15 protein-coding genes are annotated in these 15,260 nt (G+C 69.6%); 5 read left to right on the top strand and 10 right to left on the bottom strand.

Annotated elements, in window-relative coordinates; genetic code table 11:
• Positions 1 to 92: 92 nt before the first annotated feature.
• The 4 genes from OG989_RS18880 to OG989_RS18865 are packed head-to-tail and all read right to left on the bottom strand — an operon-like array spanning position 93 to position 3,437.
• Positions 93 to 605 (bottom strand): DUF4913 domain-containing protein, encoded by a 513-nt coding sequence (locus tag OG989_RS18880; RefSeq protein ID WP_327027834.1) that lies wholly within the window; start codon positions 603 to 605, stop codon positions 93 to 95.
• Positions 602 to 1,669: a hypothetical protein gene (locus OG989_RS18875; protein ID WP_327027832.1), complete on the bottom strand. Its 1,068-nt coding sequence runs from the start codon at positions 1,667 to 1,669 to the stop codon at positions 602 to 604. Before OG989_RS18875 ends, OG989_RS18880 begins: the two co-directional genes overlap by 4 nt.
• A 17-nt stretch (positions 1,670 to 1,686) precedes the next feature.
• Positions 1,687 to 3,129 carry a relaxase/mobilization nuclease domain-containing protein gene (locus OG989_RS18870; protein WP_327027831.1) on the bottom strand — a complete coding sequence of 481 codons (1,443 nt, stop codon included), beginning with the start codon at positions 3,127 to 3,129 and terminating at the stop codon, positions 1,687 to 1,689.
• Positions 3,126 to 3,437 carry a hypothetical protein gene (locus OG989_RS18865; RefSeq protein WP_327027830.1) on the bottom strand — a complete coding sequence of 104 codons (312 nt, stop codon included), beginning with the start codon at positions 3,435 to 3,437 and terminating at the stop codon, positions 3,126 to 3,128. The genes OG989_RS18870 and OG989_RS18865 overlap by 4 nt, the downstream gene beginning before the upstream one ends.
• A 501-nt stretch (positions 3,438 to 3,938) precedes the next feature.
• On the opposite strand from OG989_RS18865, the gene OG989_RS18860 reads away from it, so the two are divergent.
• Positions 3,939 to 4,451, top strand: coding sequence for a TFIIB-type zinc ribbon-containing protein (locus tag OG989_RS18860; RefSeq protein WP_151457746.1), 513 nt, complete (start codon positions 3,939 to 3,941; stop codon positions 4,449 to 4,451).
• A gap of 1,305 nt (positions 4,452 to 5,756) precedes the next feature.
• Complete coding sequence (locus OG989_RS18855; RefSeq protein ID WP_327027829.1) at positions 5,757 to 6,116, top strand: hypothetical protein; 360 nt, start codon at positions 5,757 to 5,759, stop codon at positions 6,114 to 6,116.
• Positions 6,117 to 6,441: 325 nt separating this feature from the next.
• Here OG989_RS18855 and OG989_RS18850 read toward each other — a convergent pair whose 3' ends face one another.
• Genes OG989_RS18850 through OG989_RS18840 form a run of 3 tightly spaced genes read right to left on the bottom strand, consistent with a single transcriptional unit; the run spans position 6,442 to position 9,109 of the window.
• Entirely contained in the window at positions 6,442 to 7,686 is a 1,245-nt protein-coding gene (locus tag OG989_RS18850) for a Mu transposase C-terminal domain-containing protein (protein WP_327027827.1), read from the bottom strand.
• Positions 7,656 to 8,480 carry a hypothetical protein gene (locus OG989_RS18845; RefSeq protein ID WP_327027826.1) on the bottom strand — a complete coding sequence of 275 codons (825 nt, stop codon included), beginning with the start codon at positions 8,478 to 8,480 and terminating at the stop codon, positions 7,656 to 7,658. The genes OG989_RS18850 and OG989_RS18845 overlap by 31 nt, the downstream gene beginning before the upstream one ends.
• Positions 8,480 to 9,109, bottom strand: coding sequence for a TnsA-like heteromeric transposase endonuclease subunit (locus OG989_RS18840; RefSeq protein ID WP_327031201.1), 630 nt, complete (start codon positions 9,107 to 9,109; stop codon positions 8,480 to 8,482). Before OG989_RS18840 ends, OG989_RS18845 begins: the two co-directional genes overlap by 1 nt.
• A gap of 242 nt (positions 9,110 to 9,351) precedes the next feature.
• Here OG989_RS18840 and OG989_RS18835 point away from each other — a divergent pair, with 242 nt between their 5' ends.
• The 3 genes from OG989_RS18835 to OG989_RS18825 all read left to right on the top strand — a co-directional run bounded on the left by OG989_RS18835 (position 9,352) and on the right by OG989_RS18825 (position 11,595).
• Positions 9,352 to 9,930 carry a class I SAM-dependent methyltransferase gene (locus OG989_RS18835; RefSeq protein ID WP_077938073.1) on the top strand — a complete coding sequence of 193 codons (579 nt, stop codon included), beginning with the start codon at positions 9,352 to 9,354 and terminating at the stop codon, positions 9,928 to 9,930.
• A 661-nt stretch (positions 9,931 to 10,591) separates the two neighbouring features.
• The gene (locus tag OG989_RS18830; protein WP_327027824.1) at positions 10,592 to 10,942 is read left to right on the top strand and encodes a hypothetical protein; all 351 of its coding nucleotides are present in this window, start codon (positions 10,592 to 10,594) and stop codon (positions 10,940 to 10,942) included.
• Entirely contained in the window at positions 10,942 to 11,595 is a 654-nt protein-coding gene (locus OG989_RS18825) for a nucleotidyl transferase AbiEii/AbiGii toxin family protein (RefSeq protein ID WP_327027822.1), read from the top strand. The genes OG989_RS18830 and OG989_RS18825 overlap by 1 nt, the downstream gene beginning before the upstream one ends.
• Positions 11,596 to 11,789: 194 nt before the next feature.
• Here the strand turns inward: OG989_RS18825 and OG989_RS18820 are convergent, their stop codons facing one another.
• From OG989_RS18820 to OG989_RS18810, 3 genes are all read right to left on the bottom strand, one after another.
• Positions 11,790 to 12,035 (bottom strand): helix-turn-helix domain-containing protein, encoded by a 246-nt coding sequence (locus tag OG989_RS18820; protein ID WP_101409302.1) that lies wholly within the window; start codon positions 12,033 to 12,035, stop codon positions 11,790 to 11,792.
• Between the two features lie 238 nt (positions 12,036 to 12,273).
• Complete coding sequence (locus OG989_RS18815) at positions 12,274 to 13,422, bottom strand: tyrosine-type recombinase/integrase (RefSeq protein ID WP_327027820.1); 1,149 nt, start codon at positions 13,420 to 13,422, stop codon at positions 12,274 to 12,276.
• Between the two features lie 636 nt (positions 13,423 to 14,058).
• Positions 14,059 to 14,508, bottom strand: a complete 450-nt coding sequence (locus OG989_RS18810) for a hypothetical protein (protein WP_151453103.1) — start codon at positions 14,506 to 14,508, stop codon at positions 14,059 to 14,061.
• Positions 14,509 to 15,260 lie beyond the last annotated feature (752 nt).

Here is a 15,260-nt window from a genome sequence, read left to right as displayed (position 1 = left end):
CGAGGACGTGCCCGGCGTCGACCGTTCGACCCCCAGTTCCGTGCCGCCAGGACGAGTGTCGAGGACCAGCGGGTAGAGGAAGGCCGCTGTGCCTACTTGGTATCCCACCAGTCCCACCACTGCTCCGGCGCTTGCTCGAAGGCAGCAACGGTAGGCGCCTTGTGTCGGGCAGTGCTGCCGTCGATGCCGGGGGCGCAGGAGCGGAATGGCCCGTCGGGGCCGAGCAGCACCGGCAGGTGGTGGTCCAGTTCACGCAGCCAGCCGAGCATGCCGGTCATCTCGAGCCGGGCGTGTTCCCAGCCGTACCACAAGGCGGTCAGCCGGGTGACGGCTTCGTCGTGGCGCCACCACTGCTCGCACCAGTGCCACCGCACCAGCCCAACCTCGCCGACCGGTCGGGGAAATCCCGGCAGGAGGTAGTCGCGGACCCACTCCTCGACAGTCGCGGACACCGGTGGCTGCCCCTCCACGCCGCTGACCGCGCGGTCGGCGACAACCTGCTGAAGTTCGGCGACCTGCCTGGTCAACAGCGCCACCTGGGCTGCGAAATCCTCTGTCGTCCCGTCCACCTCACCGGAAGGACTTGAGGTTTTCACGCTGGTCATCGGGTCACCGCCCGGACCCGCTTCGATACCACGGTCGCCGGCCGCTTGGCGGCCACGAGGGGGTCCACCTTCCCGCCGACGACCAGCGGAGCGAACGTACTGCCGAGGCGGCGCTGCTGGGCCACGGCTTCGTCGTGGCTGGCCGATCCGAAACGCCCCGTGGCCACAACGAGCCCCTCGGTACGCTCGTCGACTGCGGTGCGCGGGTGATCCGGCGTCCCGGCGACGGCGCGGGCCTGAGCCCGCTCCTCGTCCGCGCGTGCCAGCAAGTCGCGTTCGATGGCATCGGCGACCACCGGCGTCAGTACGCCTGCCTCTCGGGTCTGACTCACGTACTGACGTGCCAGTTCGAGGCCGTCCGCCGCTGGCGCTCGGCCGCTGGCGCGCAGGTCACGCTGTAGCCGGTCCAGCGCCTCGGGACTGACGTCGGCGAGCAGCCGGCCGGCTTCAGCGCGTACGGCGGCGTCCAGGTCGTTGAGCGCCTTCCCACCAGCGGGTAGCGCCTTCCCGTTCGCGCCGGCGCGCAACTTCGGGCCCTCGGGGCCACTGTGCGGTCGCGCCGCTCTGCCGCTGGCACCGGCCCTCGTCGCTTCGCTCTCCCAGACCTCGTGGGCCGCGGCGCGGGCGGCGTCGGGGGCGGACTTTCCGGCTGCCCGCTGCCGGTCGTACGCGGCCCGCCACTGCGGGTGCAGCTCGCCCAGGCGGTCCAGGGCGAGTCCCGCGAGCTTCTGCGCGACGGGGTCGCCGGCGGCGGCGTGCACCGTCGCGGTACGCCATAGCTGGGCCACCTCGGTGAGGGTGGCGTCCTTCAGCCACGAGCCGTCGACTCGGCGGGCGAGTCGCTCCCGGTCGGCGCGGACGGAGTCGCCAAGCCGGGCGGCGGCGCGGCTGGCCGCCTCGGCGGCCCGCTCCCGGCCGGCGACGCGTTCCTCCTCGGCGGCCCTGCGCTGGATGCCCACCGCAGCAAAGCGGGCGACGGCTTCGCTGAGGGTAGAGATGACGCCGAAGAACTGCATCGCCTTCTGTCTGGCCTCGTCGACCGGGTCGTCGTGCTGTGGTTGCATGATTCTGACTCCTCCCGTTACCGGGCCCGCGGTGTGCGGCGGGCACTGTCCACTGTCGGGCTGGGCGTTACCGCCACGGTGAGCGGTGCCGTTACCGGCCGCTGCCCGCCGGCGGCGAGAGTCCGGAGTTGCCGGGCCGCGTCCCGGGCGGCCTGCGCCTGGTGCAGTCGCTGCTGAGCGGTGCGGAGGTACTCAAGCGCGTCGGCAAGCCGCGCCATGTCGAGCACCAGCGCCATCGCGGCGACCGAGTCCTCGTCTCCGGCAATGCGACCCATGAGCGCTACCAGCCGCGACATCGCCCTCAGTTCGTACGAGCGGGACGTCGTGTGTGCGGTCCGCGCGTACATGTCGCGTGCGGCCCGGTCGAACACCTCCGCCGCCCGGTGCAACGGCCCACGCGCGCTGCCTTCCCTCGCGTACGCCAGGCTCGTGAGCACGTCTGCTGCGGCGGTAGCGGCAGCCTGGGCCGTCGCGGGATCCTCACGCGCGCTGCGGCGGATCTCTCCAGCCGCCGCCTGGGTGACGCCAGCGGCGTCGCGTAGAGCTTGGGCGCGGGCCGTGACCCGACCTCCCGACGGTAGGACGGCGGCCGGCGGCGGGTCTCCCCACCGGCGGCGCAGCTTCGGCAGGGTCAGATCGGGGGCGAGTCGCCCACCGGAGTACCACACCGGTTGCTCGTCACTGGTGTGCGCGCCAGGCAGTGCGACGGCGTAGCCGGTGACCTCATCGGCGTTGACGGTGCTGCGACGCACCCTGATCAGCACCCCTACCTCCGCCAGCCGGTCGAAAAACTCCAGCTCGCTGCCGGCGGCGGCGACGGCGGTGCGGACCCGCCGTCGCAACTCGTCGCGAGGGGTGTCGCTCCAGCCCATGCGGCGGGCCTTGCTGACCTCCACCGGGTGGGGCCTCCGGTGGGCGGTGCGGTCTGCCGGGGGTACCTGCCTGCGCAGGCCGTAGCGGCGGGCGACGTTGTAGGTAGCCTTCACACACTTGGGGTAGTCGTGGCGGGCCCAGTTCGTACGGCCGTCTTCACGCACGAGGGTGGCGACAATATGGACGTGGTCATCGTTGTGCCGCACCACCACCCACCGCAGGCCCGGGTCGTCCGCTTCCGTGGCGAGTCCCGCATCGGTGAGCATCTCCCGGGCCATGCGCCCCCAGGTGCCATCGGTGAGGACCCGGTCGCGGTCCTCCGGCGCCAAGCGCATCGAGCAGTGCCACACAGGCTTTGCCGGCGGCCTGTTCCCGGCTCGTATCGGCTCCTCCAGGAGAGCGGTCAACTTCCGGAAGTCCCGCTTACCCGAGGCGGTGATCTCCGGCTCCAGATCTGCCAGCTCCCCGGCACCGTCCCACGCCGCGACCAGCCGCGGGTTGACGTGCTCCTCCTGCTTCCCCGGCCCGTACAGGTAGCGCAGCAGCCCACCGACGCGGCAGCCGCGACGGTGGACGCGCGAGATCACCGCAGCCGCCGGTCGATCAGTGCCGTCACCTGGTCGAGGCGGGCGACGGCGTGCGCGCATAACTGCACCGCCTCGACGGCCCAGCCGGGCAGCTCCCCGGTCGAGTTCGCGGCCGCCGCAGCCTGGTTGACGTTGGAGCCGAACATGTTCACCGCACGGCGGGCAGCGAACAGTTCTCGCTGCAACTCCCGCAGGTCACCGGTGAGACACGTGGCCGGTTCTTCTGCGCGCGCTGCGCCGACCACCACCTGCGCCGTGTATCCCGCTGGCGTGAGACCCGCTCGCCGGGCCGCCTCAACGACCAACATGCTCTCCTCGTCGGAGAGCCGAGGGTAGATCCGGTGGGAGCGACCGGGGCTGAGGTGCTCCCGGTGCCGAGCCTGACCAGAAGCGCTGACATTGCCTTCGGTGCTCACGGCAACGAGCCTTACGCCCGGCCGTTAACGCCCCGGTGAGCGGAACCGTTACCGGCACCGGCCAGCGCTTCAGCGACCACCGTCGGCGGGGAAGTGACCTGACGTAACAGCGAGTGTGATCAAGTGCCGTACCGCGCGGTCAAAGGCATCGGTCGTGCCGTCGAGCATGATCGAGGGCCGGCACGCGGTACGGCGTTCGCTGACGATTCGCTGACTCTCAGATGATGCGCTGCGGGCGCGGCTAGCGCTCCGAACTCTGTCTCGCAAAGATCAAGCGCTCTGTCGGCCGGCGTCGCTCCTCACCGTTGACCTGCGTGAGCTGTTAACCGTCGTCGCCCGCTCACGACCGATGTTGGTCGGCCTGGCTGTACGGATGGCTGTACGGTTTGATCTATGACAGCAGCCGAGACAGGGATCGCGGGACGCTTCCGCGACCCAAAGTACTGGCTGCGTGGCTTGGCCGCTGGAGCGATCTTCGTCCGTTGCCCACGCTGTGCCGGGCGGGCTTCGGTCCTTCCTGATCCTGAGTCGGCCGACGGCTCCCGGCATCATGTCTGGCTGCGTCGTCGGCTCAGTTGTCTCGGGTGCCCGTTTACTGGCGTCTGGGATGCTCCTCGCCGCGCAGGCGACAACGCGCGAACACTTCCTGACTTCTCAGGCCCGAATGACCCGTACTTCGGACTGCCGCTCTGGCTTTCGGTCGACTGCCGCGGGCGGGTGCTCTGGGCATACAACGCCGAGCATCTGGACCTGCTGGAGGCGTACGTGTCCGCTCGATTGCGGGAGCGCGGCCGAGACATGGGGAGCCAAACCCTTGTCGAGCGCTTACCCGCATGGATCAAGGAAGGCAAGCATCGCGCCGACGTGCTGGAAGGGATAGGCCGGCTTCGGGCGCTGCTGCCCTGACCGCCGACCAACGGCACCGCCACTTTGGAAGATCGTATCCGGCTGTCCCGTTCTGTCTGTTGTGCCTGGTCGGCGGCGGGGTAACGCTGACCGGTGCTGACCTCTAGTGACCGCCTACGGCACCGGCTTATGGCACGTGGCTGGCACGGCTCGCCCTGGGCGCGGTCGTCCGGCGTCGTACGGCTTTCCGCCCCGGCCTTCGGGCCGGGGCGGCTTGCAGTGGCGCCGGGCTGTCGCGCGCCTGAACCACGTACTTCGGTGGCAAACCGCGAAGCGGTGCGGCAGCGATTGCCGGGACCACGGCGGCGGACGACCACCTACGCAATCGGCACGGCCATTCTCGTGCTGCCTGCTGGTCTGAACCGGCTACCCTCCCAGACGTGCGTGATGATCTATTCGTTCTAACCTGGCAGCAGCGACGGCAGGCCCGTACCGATTGGCGTCGGGTGAGTGCCCAGCAGCGACGCGAGGCCGTACTGCGAGCGAAGGAGGGAAAGTCAGCGCCGGATCCCAAGGTATCCCTAGCCGCCCGCAAGTACGGGGAGTATCTGCTACATAAGAGCCGCTCGAACCGCCTACCGCGATGGCTACAGCCTGCGACGGGCGCGTTGGTAGCCGTCGTCGGAGTTCTTCTGGTCGCAGAAGTTGTCTCCTTCCCTGGCAGCCAGAAGGTCGGCGTGCTGTGGACCTTAGGAGGTCCCGTCGTCTTCCTTCTTGGACTGCTGAGCTGGTCCCAGCGCAAGTGGGGCCACCTACTCATTGCGGCGAACCCAGCGGAGTAGCGCGGCCGGGCAGTCTGGCCCGCTGAGCCGGCCGATGCCGGCCGGAGGCCGCCAGCAGGCCGAGCGCGGCGGGCGGAGTTCCGTGCGGTCCGGGACGAGCATTGGCGTAGACCTGAGTACTCTGCGAGCGCTCGGCAGAGTGCCGCCGTCCGGCAACGTTGCTGTCGACAGCCGTTCCTCTGGTGACCCCGGTTGACCCCGCTGGAGGGATGCGGTCTCAACCTACCGCCCGGTGTTGGGCCGTACCATGCTGGGTCGACAAGCAGGCGTTGGTACGCATTGCTTGACGTCATGGACCAGACTCGACCGACGTTGGTGCTGCCCTCCTGCTGCCTCGCCGCTGCTTTACGTCCCCTGCAGGCGTTCCGAGGTCGGAAGGTCACCCCAGCACATCGGTGTCCGGCCGCACCGGCAGGGCTGCAGCGTCCACACTTGGCCTGCCGCCACCGTGCACGAGCGTGACCCGCCGGCCATCCTGGTTCCTGCGTTCGATCACGGTCAGGTACGGAAGTAGCATCGGTCCGTGACGTACGGGACAGCGACGCTCATCGGTTGCGGGGCTCTCGTCCTCGGCGGACCAATCGGCCTGAGCCTGGTCGCCAACCTGATCCGGCGGCAGCGAGAGTTTGGCAGGCGGTCCCTGCGGCGCTTCGTGGCCAGCGGCATGATCGTGTCCGGGGCAATCTTCCTCTTCGGCGGTCCTGCTTTCCACCGGCTGTTTCCTCCGCCGTACGACCCGATGCTCGCCAACGGCAATGGACTCGACCTGCGCGGCTTCCTGTTCTGGTGGGCCGCCTGGGCCGGCGCGGCGCTGACCTTCACCATCGCGCTCGCCTACGGCGTCGACCTGAGCCGGCTGAGGCGGTCGCGGCAGGCAGCGTGACACCGCTGAAGGGCGGGACAGCGGTCGCGGATCGGCGGTGACCTGGTGCCCACGGGCGGGTTCGAACCTGCGACATACGATCTAGGAAGGCGACTGAGGCGTGATCGTGACGCCTGGCCGGTTAACGCCCCTCTGGTGGGCCGGCGGTCCACGAACCGCGCCCAGCCCTCCTTGGTGGTCAACGGCTCGTCGGCCAGGACCTGCTTGGCCTGGTCGGGCTGGCTCAGGTGCTCCATCGGGGCGGGGCCTTTGCCTCTCAATCGGAAGGGACGTTTGCGGCGGAGGCGCACCGAGACGGGAGCCGGGACTGTGGCCCTGCGCCGGGTCATAGCCAGCGCTCGGCTTCGGCGTCGACGTCGAACAGCCCGAACGGCTCCACCGGCGCCGGCCCGGCGCCGGGTGCGGGTGCGGGCGTGGGCAGGTCGATGACCTGCGCCTCGGGCAGCACCCGGCGGCGTGCCGCCCGGGTGCGGGCCGCGACGCGGGCCGTGGCCTTGTTCGGCGGCCCGTTGCCGGCGCGGGTGAGCAGCTCGTCGAGGACCCGGGCGACCTCGGTCTCGTTGTCGTCGGGCAGGCCGCGGGCGGCGGCCATCCGGCGGGCGTGGCGCCAGGTGAAGTCGGCGAACGGCGCGCTGACCATCGGCAGGTGCGTCCAGGCCGCGGTGATCCAGCCGGCCGGGGTGCGGACATAGACGTGGGACAGGTCGTAGGGGTCGTAGTGCACTTCCCAGCGCCCGCCCTGCTCAGCGACGGTGGAGCGTTCGCTGTGGGGCAGGGCGTCGTCGTCGTAGGTGCGGTGGTCGATGGTGATGCCGTACTCGTTGACGTGGCGCCAGTGCACCGGCAGCAGCTCCAGGTAGTCGGTCCCGGACAGCGTCAGGGGCAGGTAGCCGGACACGGCGACCATCGCGGCGTAGGCGTCGTTCGGGCTGAACGCCCGGCGCGGCGCGTGCGGGTCGCGGAGCCCGTCATGGGGCCGGTGCTGCCACCCGGCGACGATCCACTCGTCGAGCAGGTCTTGCAGCTCGGGCAGGCTCCAGAGCGGCTCGTCGGTGATCCGGTCGCCGCGGCGGGTGACGTTGCCGCCGGTGTAGCCGGCGACGTGCTGGCAGAACAGGCTGGCGATAGAGGAGAACTGCCGCTCGACCAGCGGCTTGTCGGTCGGGGTGCCCTTGCGGGCCGGCTGGATAGAGATGCCCAGCCGGTCGCAAGCGCGGGTGAACACCTCGGAGACGAACACCCGGCCGTGGTCGATGACGATCGTCTCCGGGACGATCACCGGCTTGGCCGCGGCGGTCTCCAGCCGGGCGTCGATGTCGAGCAGCCGCGTGTGCGGCAGCCGGGAGGCGGACATGCGCAGCGCGGCCGACCAGCCGGGCCGCATCGGCTCAGGGACCAGCGTGCGGGCCAGCAGCAACGCGGCGTCGACGGCCTTGGTGCCGGCCGGGCGCAGCACCGCCGCGGCGATGGTGCGGGTGGCCACGTCGACGACCATCGTCAGCTCGGGGCGGCCGGGGACGCCGGAGTCCAGCAGCACCATCACGTCCAGCGGCGTGGAGTCGATCTGCACCAGCTCACCGGGCCGGTGGCGAACGTCGGGGTGAACGGCGCAACCGGCCGGTTGGCCAGGGACCGGCGCGTGGTCGCCGCGCCGAACGAGTGCCGCCCGCCGGCCAGCACGCCGACCAGCTCGTAGAACGCGCTGCGACCCGGAATCGGCACCACCCCGGGCCCGTGCTCGGCGTCCAGCGCGGTGCGCACCCGTCGCATCAGGCGCCCGCGGGTGCCCGTCGAGGCGTGCGTCTGCGCGTCCAGTTCGGCGCGGATCGCCGTGACCAGCCGCTCGTCGGCCCGGCCGACCGGGTCGCTGCCGCGGGTGTATCGCTGGTCGACCAGCCCCCACAGGCCCTGCTCGGCGTAGCGCAGCCGCATCCGCGTCACCGTCCGCGCCGAGGTCGGCTGCCCGGCGGCGCTCAGCTCGACGGCCTTGGCCGCGTCGCGGTCCTTCAGCGTGCTCGCCGCCGGGTCGTAACCCGGCCGCGGCCCAGCGCCCTCCGGCGCTTCCGGTGCCCGGCCGGTGACCACCTCGACGAGGTGCCGCTCCCAGCGCCGGGCCCGCTCGAGCACCTCGTGCGGCAGGGTCTCCAGCAGCCCCAGCGGTTCCACCGCCGGCACCGCCTGCTGCTCGTCGAGCAGCTCGAAGTCCGCGGCGGCGAGCAGGAACGCCAGCAGCACCACCTGCGCAACCCCACCCCGCGAGCGCAGCCGCACCGACGTGCCGGCCAGCGCCACCACCTGGTGCTCGTCGCCGTCGAAACGCACCCACTCCCCGACACGCAGCACCGGCAACTTGCCCGCGCCCATCAGCAGGCCCCGGCCGTGGTCACGATGGTCGCCTCGTGCAGCCGTACCCCGAGGTCACAGGCCAGCTCACCGCACCACAGCAGGTGGAACAACACCGGCAGGACCGCGATCGGCTCACCCGCCGCGCCAGCACCGTCCATCAACTGCGCGGGCTCGGCGAACACCTCCCGCAACGCCGCGCCCACCGCCGGCAGCCGGTACCGCGGATGCCGGTAACCGGCCAGCCAGCGCACATTGCGCACCATCACCAGCTCCGGCGCGCCGACCAGCCGATACTCCCATCCGACCAGCTCACACGCCCGGCCAGTCACGGCGAACGCCGCGGCGTCACGCGGCTTGATCCGGTCGACTGGTCGGCAGTCCACCACCAGGCCCCGCCCGTCGGCCAGCCGGGCGAAGTAGTCCGGCGCGTGCGAACGGCGCCGGCCGGAAGCCTCGTCGTCCCAGAACAGCCAGAACGGCTGCGACGCGATCCCGGCCACCGCCGGGTCGAAGTCGAGCAGCATCAGGTGATCGCGCTCCAGCCACGACTCGTACCCGACGTGAGCGCCGGTCGTCGACGACCACCACAAGCCCGGGAAGTTGCGCTGCCGCTTGTACGACGGGAAGCCGCGTACCGGCTTGACCAGCTCGAACAGCCCCCCGCCGAGTCGATCAAGGAGGTGCGGACCTCCGATCCCTCGGCGCCGACGTAGCCCACCTCGAACTCAGCCGTCAGCGGCCCACCCAGGCCCGGCACCGCGCGCAGCACCCCGGCACCGTACCGGACGTGCCACCTCAACCCGGACGCATACTGGGTTCGGGGCGGAACGCGGGCAGACTTTAGAGTGGCGCCGTGAGCAACCAGCCGGTCCGCGACGCCTACTCGCACATGTCCGAGCAGTACATCGCCCTGTTCGATGGTGACTGGCAGGCCCACGTGGATGACACGGCCCTTGTCCGAGACCACCTCGTCGGCTTGGACGGCGCCGTGCTCGATCTCGGTTGCGGCCCCGGGCATTGGAGCGCCTACCTGCATTCGCTCGGCGCCAACGTGACCGGCGTCGACTTGGTACCTGAGTTCATCGGCTACGCCCGGACCCACTTTCCCGGGCCGGCGTTCCAGCTCGGATCAATGACGGACCTGGACCTTCCCGACCACTCGGTGGCCGGCATCCTCTCCTGGTACTCGACCATCCACCTACCGCCATCGGAGCTGGATGCGGTACTCGCCGAGTTCCGCCGGATGCTGCCTCCTTCCGGGAACCTGGTGATCGGCTTCTTCGACAGCGACGACGATGTGGCCGCGTTCGACCACAAGGTCCACACGGCATACCGCTGGCCCGTAGACACATTCTCTGCCCGCCTGGCAAAGGCTGGTTTCACCGAACTTCAGCGCTTGCAGCAGCAGTCCCCGGACCGCCCGGACCGCAAGTACGCGGCCATTGCCGCAACAGTCGCCGCGCCGTAGTGCCCGATCGGCACACAGCTGACTGCCGGTCGAGACCAAATACACGCACACTCATCGGGAAGCCTGTCAACTCGCCGAGAACCCTCAAACCTCGCTGAGACCGGACAGCACCGTACCGGACGTGCCACCTCAACCCGGACAGTGCCAACCTCGTGCCAAGTCATACCGGACGGTGCCAACTCAACGCGGACGGGACATCTGGGTCCGCAGCGGCCGGCGAACCGGAATGGCCCGCGACAGGGAGCAAGATATGGCCATTGGCCGCCAATCTCGACCAGGCGCGGTCGAGCACACCCGGCAGGGTGGTGGTTGGCCATGTCCAGCCCGACCGGACAGCGCAGCCGTGGCGGGAAGGTCACGTGGTCCTGATCGCACGAGACCATGCCCGGCGACACGGGCGCCGCGCTGATCAAACGGTCGCGGTGCCACGGCAGCGCTGACGTGCGGCAGTTTGCGGCGGGCCGTAGCAGCGCTGGCTGACCGGCCCCTCGCTGCCCCTGTAGCAGAGGCTGCGCGGCCATGATTAGCGAGTCGGCGCCGTGGCGGCGGTCGCGATGCCAACGAGCCGAGGTCGAGCCAATGACCGACCGCCGTTGATGGGCGTCCCAGTTGGCATCGGCAGCATCCCGCCTTTACCCGTTCGAGGCGCTACCCTCGACGCATGGGCGCCAATTCGACCCGTTCCGCCCGGCGGTATCTAGCCCGGCCGGGCCGATCCGCCGTGGTCGTAGACGATCTTGCCGCCCTGCACGGACCGACCAGTGGTGTCGTGGAGCTGCCACACCGGCTGCTCTGGCGGCCAGACCGCAGCGTCAACCTGGACCAGGAGTGGGCGCGCAACGCCCTGTACGAGATCGTGCTGACTGAAGCGGTGCGGGTTGATGAACTCTGCACCTGGCTCGACGGTCCGACCTTGGTCCGGGTATGGAACGACCTCTACCTGCCGCGGGGTGTGCGCCACGCGTGGGAGGACCGGCATGCGGTGCTGCGCCAGGTTTCGGCCGCAGCCTGATGCCTCACCCTGACCCAGAGCACGTCGAGGTCGCGCGGGTCGCGCTCTCCGTAGCCAAGCAGCACGGGCTGGCCCTGGGCGGTGGACTGGCCTTGCTCCTGCACGGAGTCGTCGACCGGCCGACCGAGGACGTCGACGCCTTCACCGACCGCGCCGACGGAGTCGCCGCAGCGACCGAGGCCGTGGAGACGGCGTTGCTCGAAGCTGGTTTCCAGGTATCACGGGTCGCCGACGACAGCGAGCTGTCGGCAGTAATCTACGGCTTTGACGACCACATGACGGAATGGGAGATTCAACGGAGCAACAAGATGGTCCGGCTGAGCCTGTCCTGTCAGGCGCGGCTCCATGCTCCGGTGGTGATGGATGTCGGCCCGGTCATGGACCTGGCTGACCTGCTGGCCTGGAAAGTCACCGCGCTCGTGGGACGCGCCCGCGAGCGTGACTACGTCGATGTGGCCGCAGTGCTCGACCGGTACACGCCGGCCCAGCTGCTGGCCATGGCCCGCCGCGTTGACCCCGGACTTGAGGCAGAGGACGTTCCAGTGGTGGGTCGGCGCCTGGACAGGATGCCCGACGAGGCATTCGTGCCGTACCAGCTCACTCGCGCCGACGTGGTACAGCTACGGCGACGCTTCGCAGCCTGGCCCCGCTGATCGATCGGGCGCACCGGGCTGCAGGAGTTCTTTGGCGCTGTCCCAGCGCCCTGACCGTAACGACTCACACGGCTGACCGACGGCGCGCCGGCTCACACCGTGCGCGCCGTCGGTCCTTTGTTCTGTCGGCCACCAGCCCGGTCAGTCCCGGGCTTCCCTGTCTCAAGTTCTGAGCCTGGCTAGCGGCAGGTCAGCTACTCGATGGCAAGCAGCTTGAGGATCGCCGGTACGGGCACGAGGTACCGCCGGCCGACGCGCAGAAGGCGTACCGGGAATTTGTTGGTTTTGGCCAGCTCGTAGGCCTTGGTGCGCCCGATTCCCAGGATCGCTCCGGCGGTCTCCACGTCGGTGGTGACGCCGAGCTCCCGCACCGCCTCGATCGTCCAGACCTGGTTTAGCGCCTGGCCCGGCTTGCGTCCGCCAGTTGTGGTCGTTGACATTGTCCGCCGCCCTCCCCTGAGGTCGTGAGCACGCCGATACCGGCGTCAGCCCTCACGATGCGATCATCCGGTTACTCGGCGCGTTGCCGAGTGAGAGCAACCGCCACGGGTAACGGCAACGGCCACAGCCGCTGGCTACCGTGCCGATGCCCGAGCTGGCGGTCGGACATCGGGCTCCCTCACCGGCAACCTCCGCAGCCAGAAGTACTGCGGTCGGGCGTGACCCAGCGTCTTCGGTCTAGCTATTCCGGGGCGACCAGGTCGCTGCGTCGCCGAGTACTGCCTCCATGAGCTCTGCGGCCTTCCGTTCGCTCTCCGGCAGTACGTGGGTGTAGACCTCCCGCGTCGTCCGGCTGTCAGCGTGACCGAGCCGCCGCTGCATCACGTGCTCGGGAACACCGGCGTCAGCGCCGGTGGTAGCGGAGGTGTGCCGCGCGTCGTGCAACGCGATCACGGGCACCCCAGCATCCCCGCACGCCTTCGCCCACTGGTCGGTGAAGTACTTCGGGTAGTACGGCTCCCCGTCCTCGCGGCAGAACAGGTAACCACCGTCGTGATACAGGACGCCAGCGTCTGCCTTCTCCAGGACCTGGCGCTCCCGGTGGGCGAGCAGTTCCGCTACCAGGGCCGGCCCGAGCGCTACCGCCCGCTTGCTCTTGCCCTTGGGCGCCTTCTCCACCACCCCGTTGCTGGTCGTGGTGCGTTGCCAGTGCAACAGCAGCACGCCGCGATCAAGATCGACGCGCGGCCATTTGAGACCAGCCAGCTCCCCACGCCTGGCACCGACGACGATCGCCAGCACCCACGCGGCACGCAGCCGGTGGTCGGCGTGGTGCTTGAGGAACTTCGCCGACTGCGCCGGCGTCCAGACGCCCTTGCGCCCCATCGTCTCCCGCTCGGCCTGCCGGGGCTGCCGCACGCCCTCGACGTTGACCCCGAGATCGGCCAGCGCCTTCATCATGATCCGGTGCACGATGCGGACGGTGGTCGGCGACAGCGGCCCGCCGTTCTTGCCGCCGCTCTTCAGGAGCTTCTTGTAGAGGTCATGAAGGACACGCTTGTCGAGCGCGTAGAGCTGTCGCCCGCCGATGTGCGGGACCACGTAGCAGCGGATGACGTCCCGGTAGTTGCTGAGCGTCGTCTCCTGGAGGTCCAGCTCGCGCTCGTTGAGCCAGCTCTCCAGCTCCGCAGCAACGCTGCCGTCGGCGCCGAGGTCCGCTCCCCCGTAGGCGACGCGCGCCTCGTCCTCCGCCTTCAGGGCAGCAGCCTGATTGGGGAACCCCTGCCGCTTGTGCTGGCGGCGGCGACCTTCCGCATCAGGCGGGAGGTCGATGATGAAGAACCAGCGGGTCTGGCCGTTGGCGAGGCGGTAGCTGTAGACAGCCACGGGGCTGCACCTCCGCAGTAACGGGATCGGGGGATGCAGCCCACGTTAAGCGATCTCCGTTACCGCCAGCGTTACCGCAAGATCACATATGATCTTCTATATCCGCTGGTGAACACCAGTCGGGACGGCCGGATTCGAACCGACGACCCCTTGACCCCCAGGACGCTTCGCCACACGTCCACGCACGTCACCCACGCTATCCCCAAGATCAGGCCGTGCGGCCGACGTCGTGCCGCGCACCATCGCGCAGGCCGTGTGGTCCCCACTTGGTCCCCGGGACGGTGACACGCCCCAGCGACCGCAGCAGGCGGTTTAGGAAGTGTGGATACGGCCGGAACTCGCAGGGCAGCGACCTGGCTTGACCTGCCTCGCCACGCTGGCCGTCACGTCCAGGAGCTGACCGCCGTTGACCGTCGTCGTCCATCCCAACGGGCACGCAACGGGCACGGCGAGACCGGGCCAGTGGCGCTCGCACCGTCAGTTTGGAAGAGCGTGCTCAACGGGTCGTGATGCCCGAAACGCCTGGCGGCCGGCGGCAGAGCCGAATGCCGTTCGTGCCAGCTCATGACCGCTGCGCGCCGCGGTTACTGGCCCGTGGATGGCCCGTCACGGCCACCACGTCGCCGGTCACAAACGCTAACGAGACTTGACCCTCATAAGGGTCATGATCATCGCGAGCGCCACGAACAGCACTACCGACCCAGCTACCAAGGGATTGACGAAACCGGGCACCAAATCGGGGCCGCACGTGGTGTCATGCAGCGGCCACATGCTGTGCGATCCACCAGCCGGGGCACCATGGCGGTAGTCATAGCCCTCTGGCCGCTTCAGCGCGCACCGGTCGTCGGCGTCGGTCATCAACCCAAAGGTGGTCGCCGCCAGCCCATGACCGTAGGCGGCGATCGCCGTCAACGCCGCCCCAACGGTCAGCAACCCTCCCGCCCGCGTCAGCGCCCTTGACCTATCCCGCAGGAGCTGGTCGCCCCTGAGGGCGAGCACGGCAAGTATCACGAGCACAACGGCACCGACCGCCACCAGCGGCCAAGCCAGCGCTAGCAGCACAAGCGCGATGAAGATGAGAGCCATTGAAGTGCAACATACCCTCAGATCGTCCCGGCCTCGGTCACCCCGTCTGCTAGCAGCGGGTGGCCAGCAAGCGCTTTTGACCTCATCAACCTGTCGCTCGGAGTTGGCCCCAAAGACGGTTTGGGTCGAGCCCCGCTTGACACTGAGGCGGATCTCCTCGTCGGGCAGTCGCCAGACCGTCCAGCCTCCCCGGACGGGGACAAGGTGGAGCGCCCTACCGGACGAACGACCTTGGCCCCGGCCGGGGAGGCTGGTAGCCCTTGTGGTGCCCGGCGAGGTGATCCGCCCCAGCCGATCTCTGAGGAGGGTCGGGGTTCGGGGCGGAGCCCCGAGGTCTTCTGATCGTGTCGTCCCCAAACGTGGCCGGGCGGCCCGGCCGATGCCGGCCGGAGGTCGCCAGCAGGCCGGGGCCGGGCCGGCGCGGCCCGCTTTGCGGGCCGCCTTGATGCAGATAGCGAACGATTCGGCAGGCATCCCGCACTAACGCTTCAAGACTTGACCAGCGGTCAAGCAGCGCTAGGCACGCTCCAACTTGACTGATCTTGGTCCCCAGAACGGCGAAAGGGCCGACCCGATTTCCGGATCAGCCCTCTGACCTGCGTCGGGACGGCCGGATTCGAACCGACGACCCCTTGACCCCCAGTGAACTAGCAGGTCTACCGGCGACTGCCGGACGATACCGCCTCCTGCCGAATATGCAGGTCATCGGCCAGGCGACGGTCCGAGGCAGATCGGGCTCTACCGGGCCTTCC

This window comes from Micromonospora sp. NBC_01740, from assembly GCF_035920365.1.
Classification (GTDB): Bacteria; Actinomycetota; Actinomycetes; order Mycobacteriales; family Micromonosporaceae; genus Micromonospora; species Micromonospora reichwaldensis.
The sequence above is the reverse complement of the archived record's forward strand: the minus strand, read 5'-3'. Positions and strand labels throughout refer to the sequence as shown.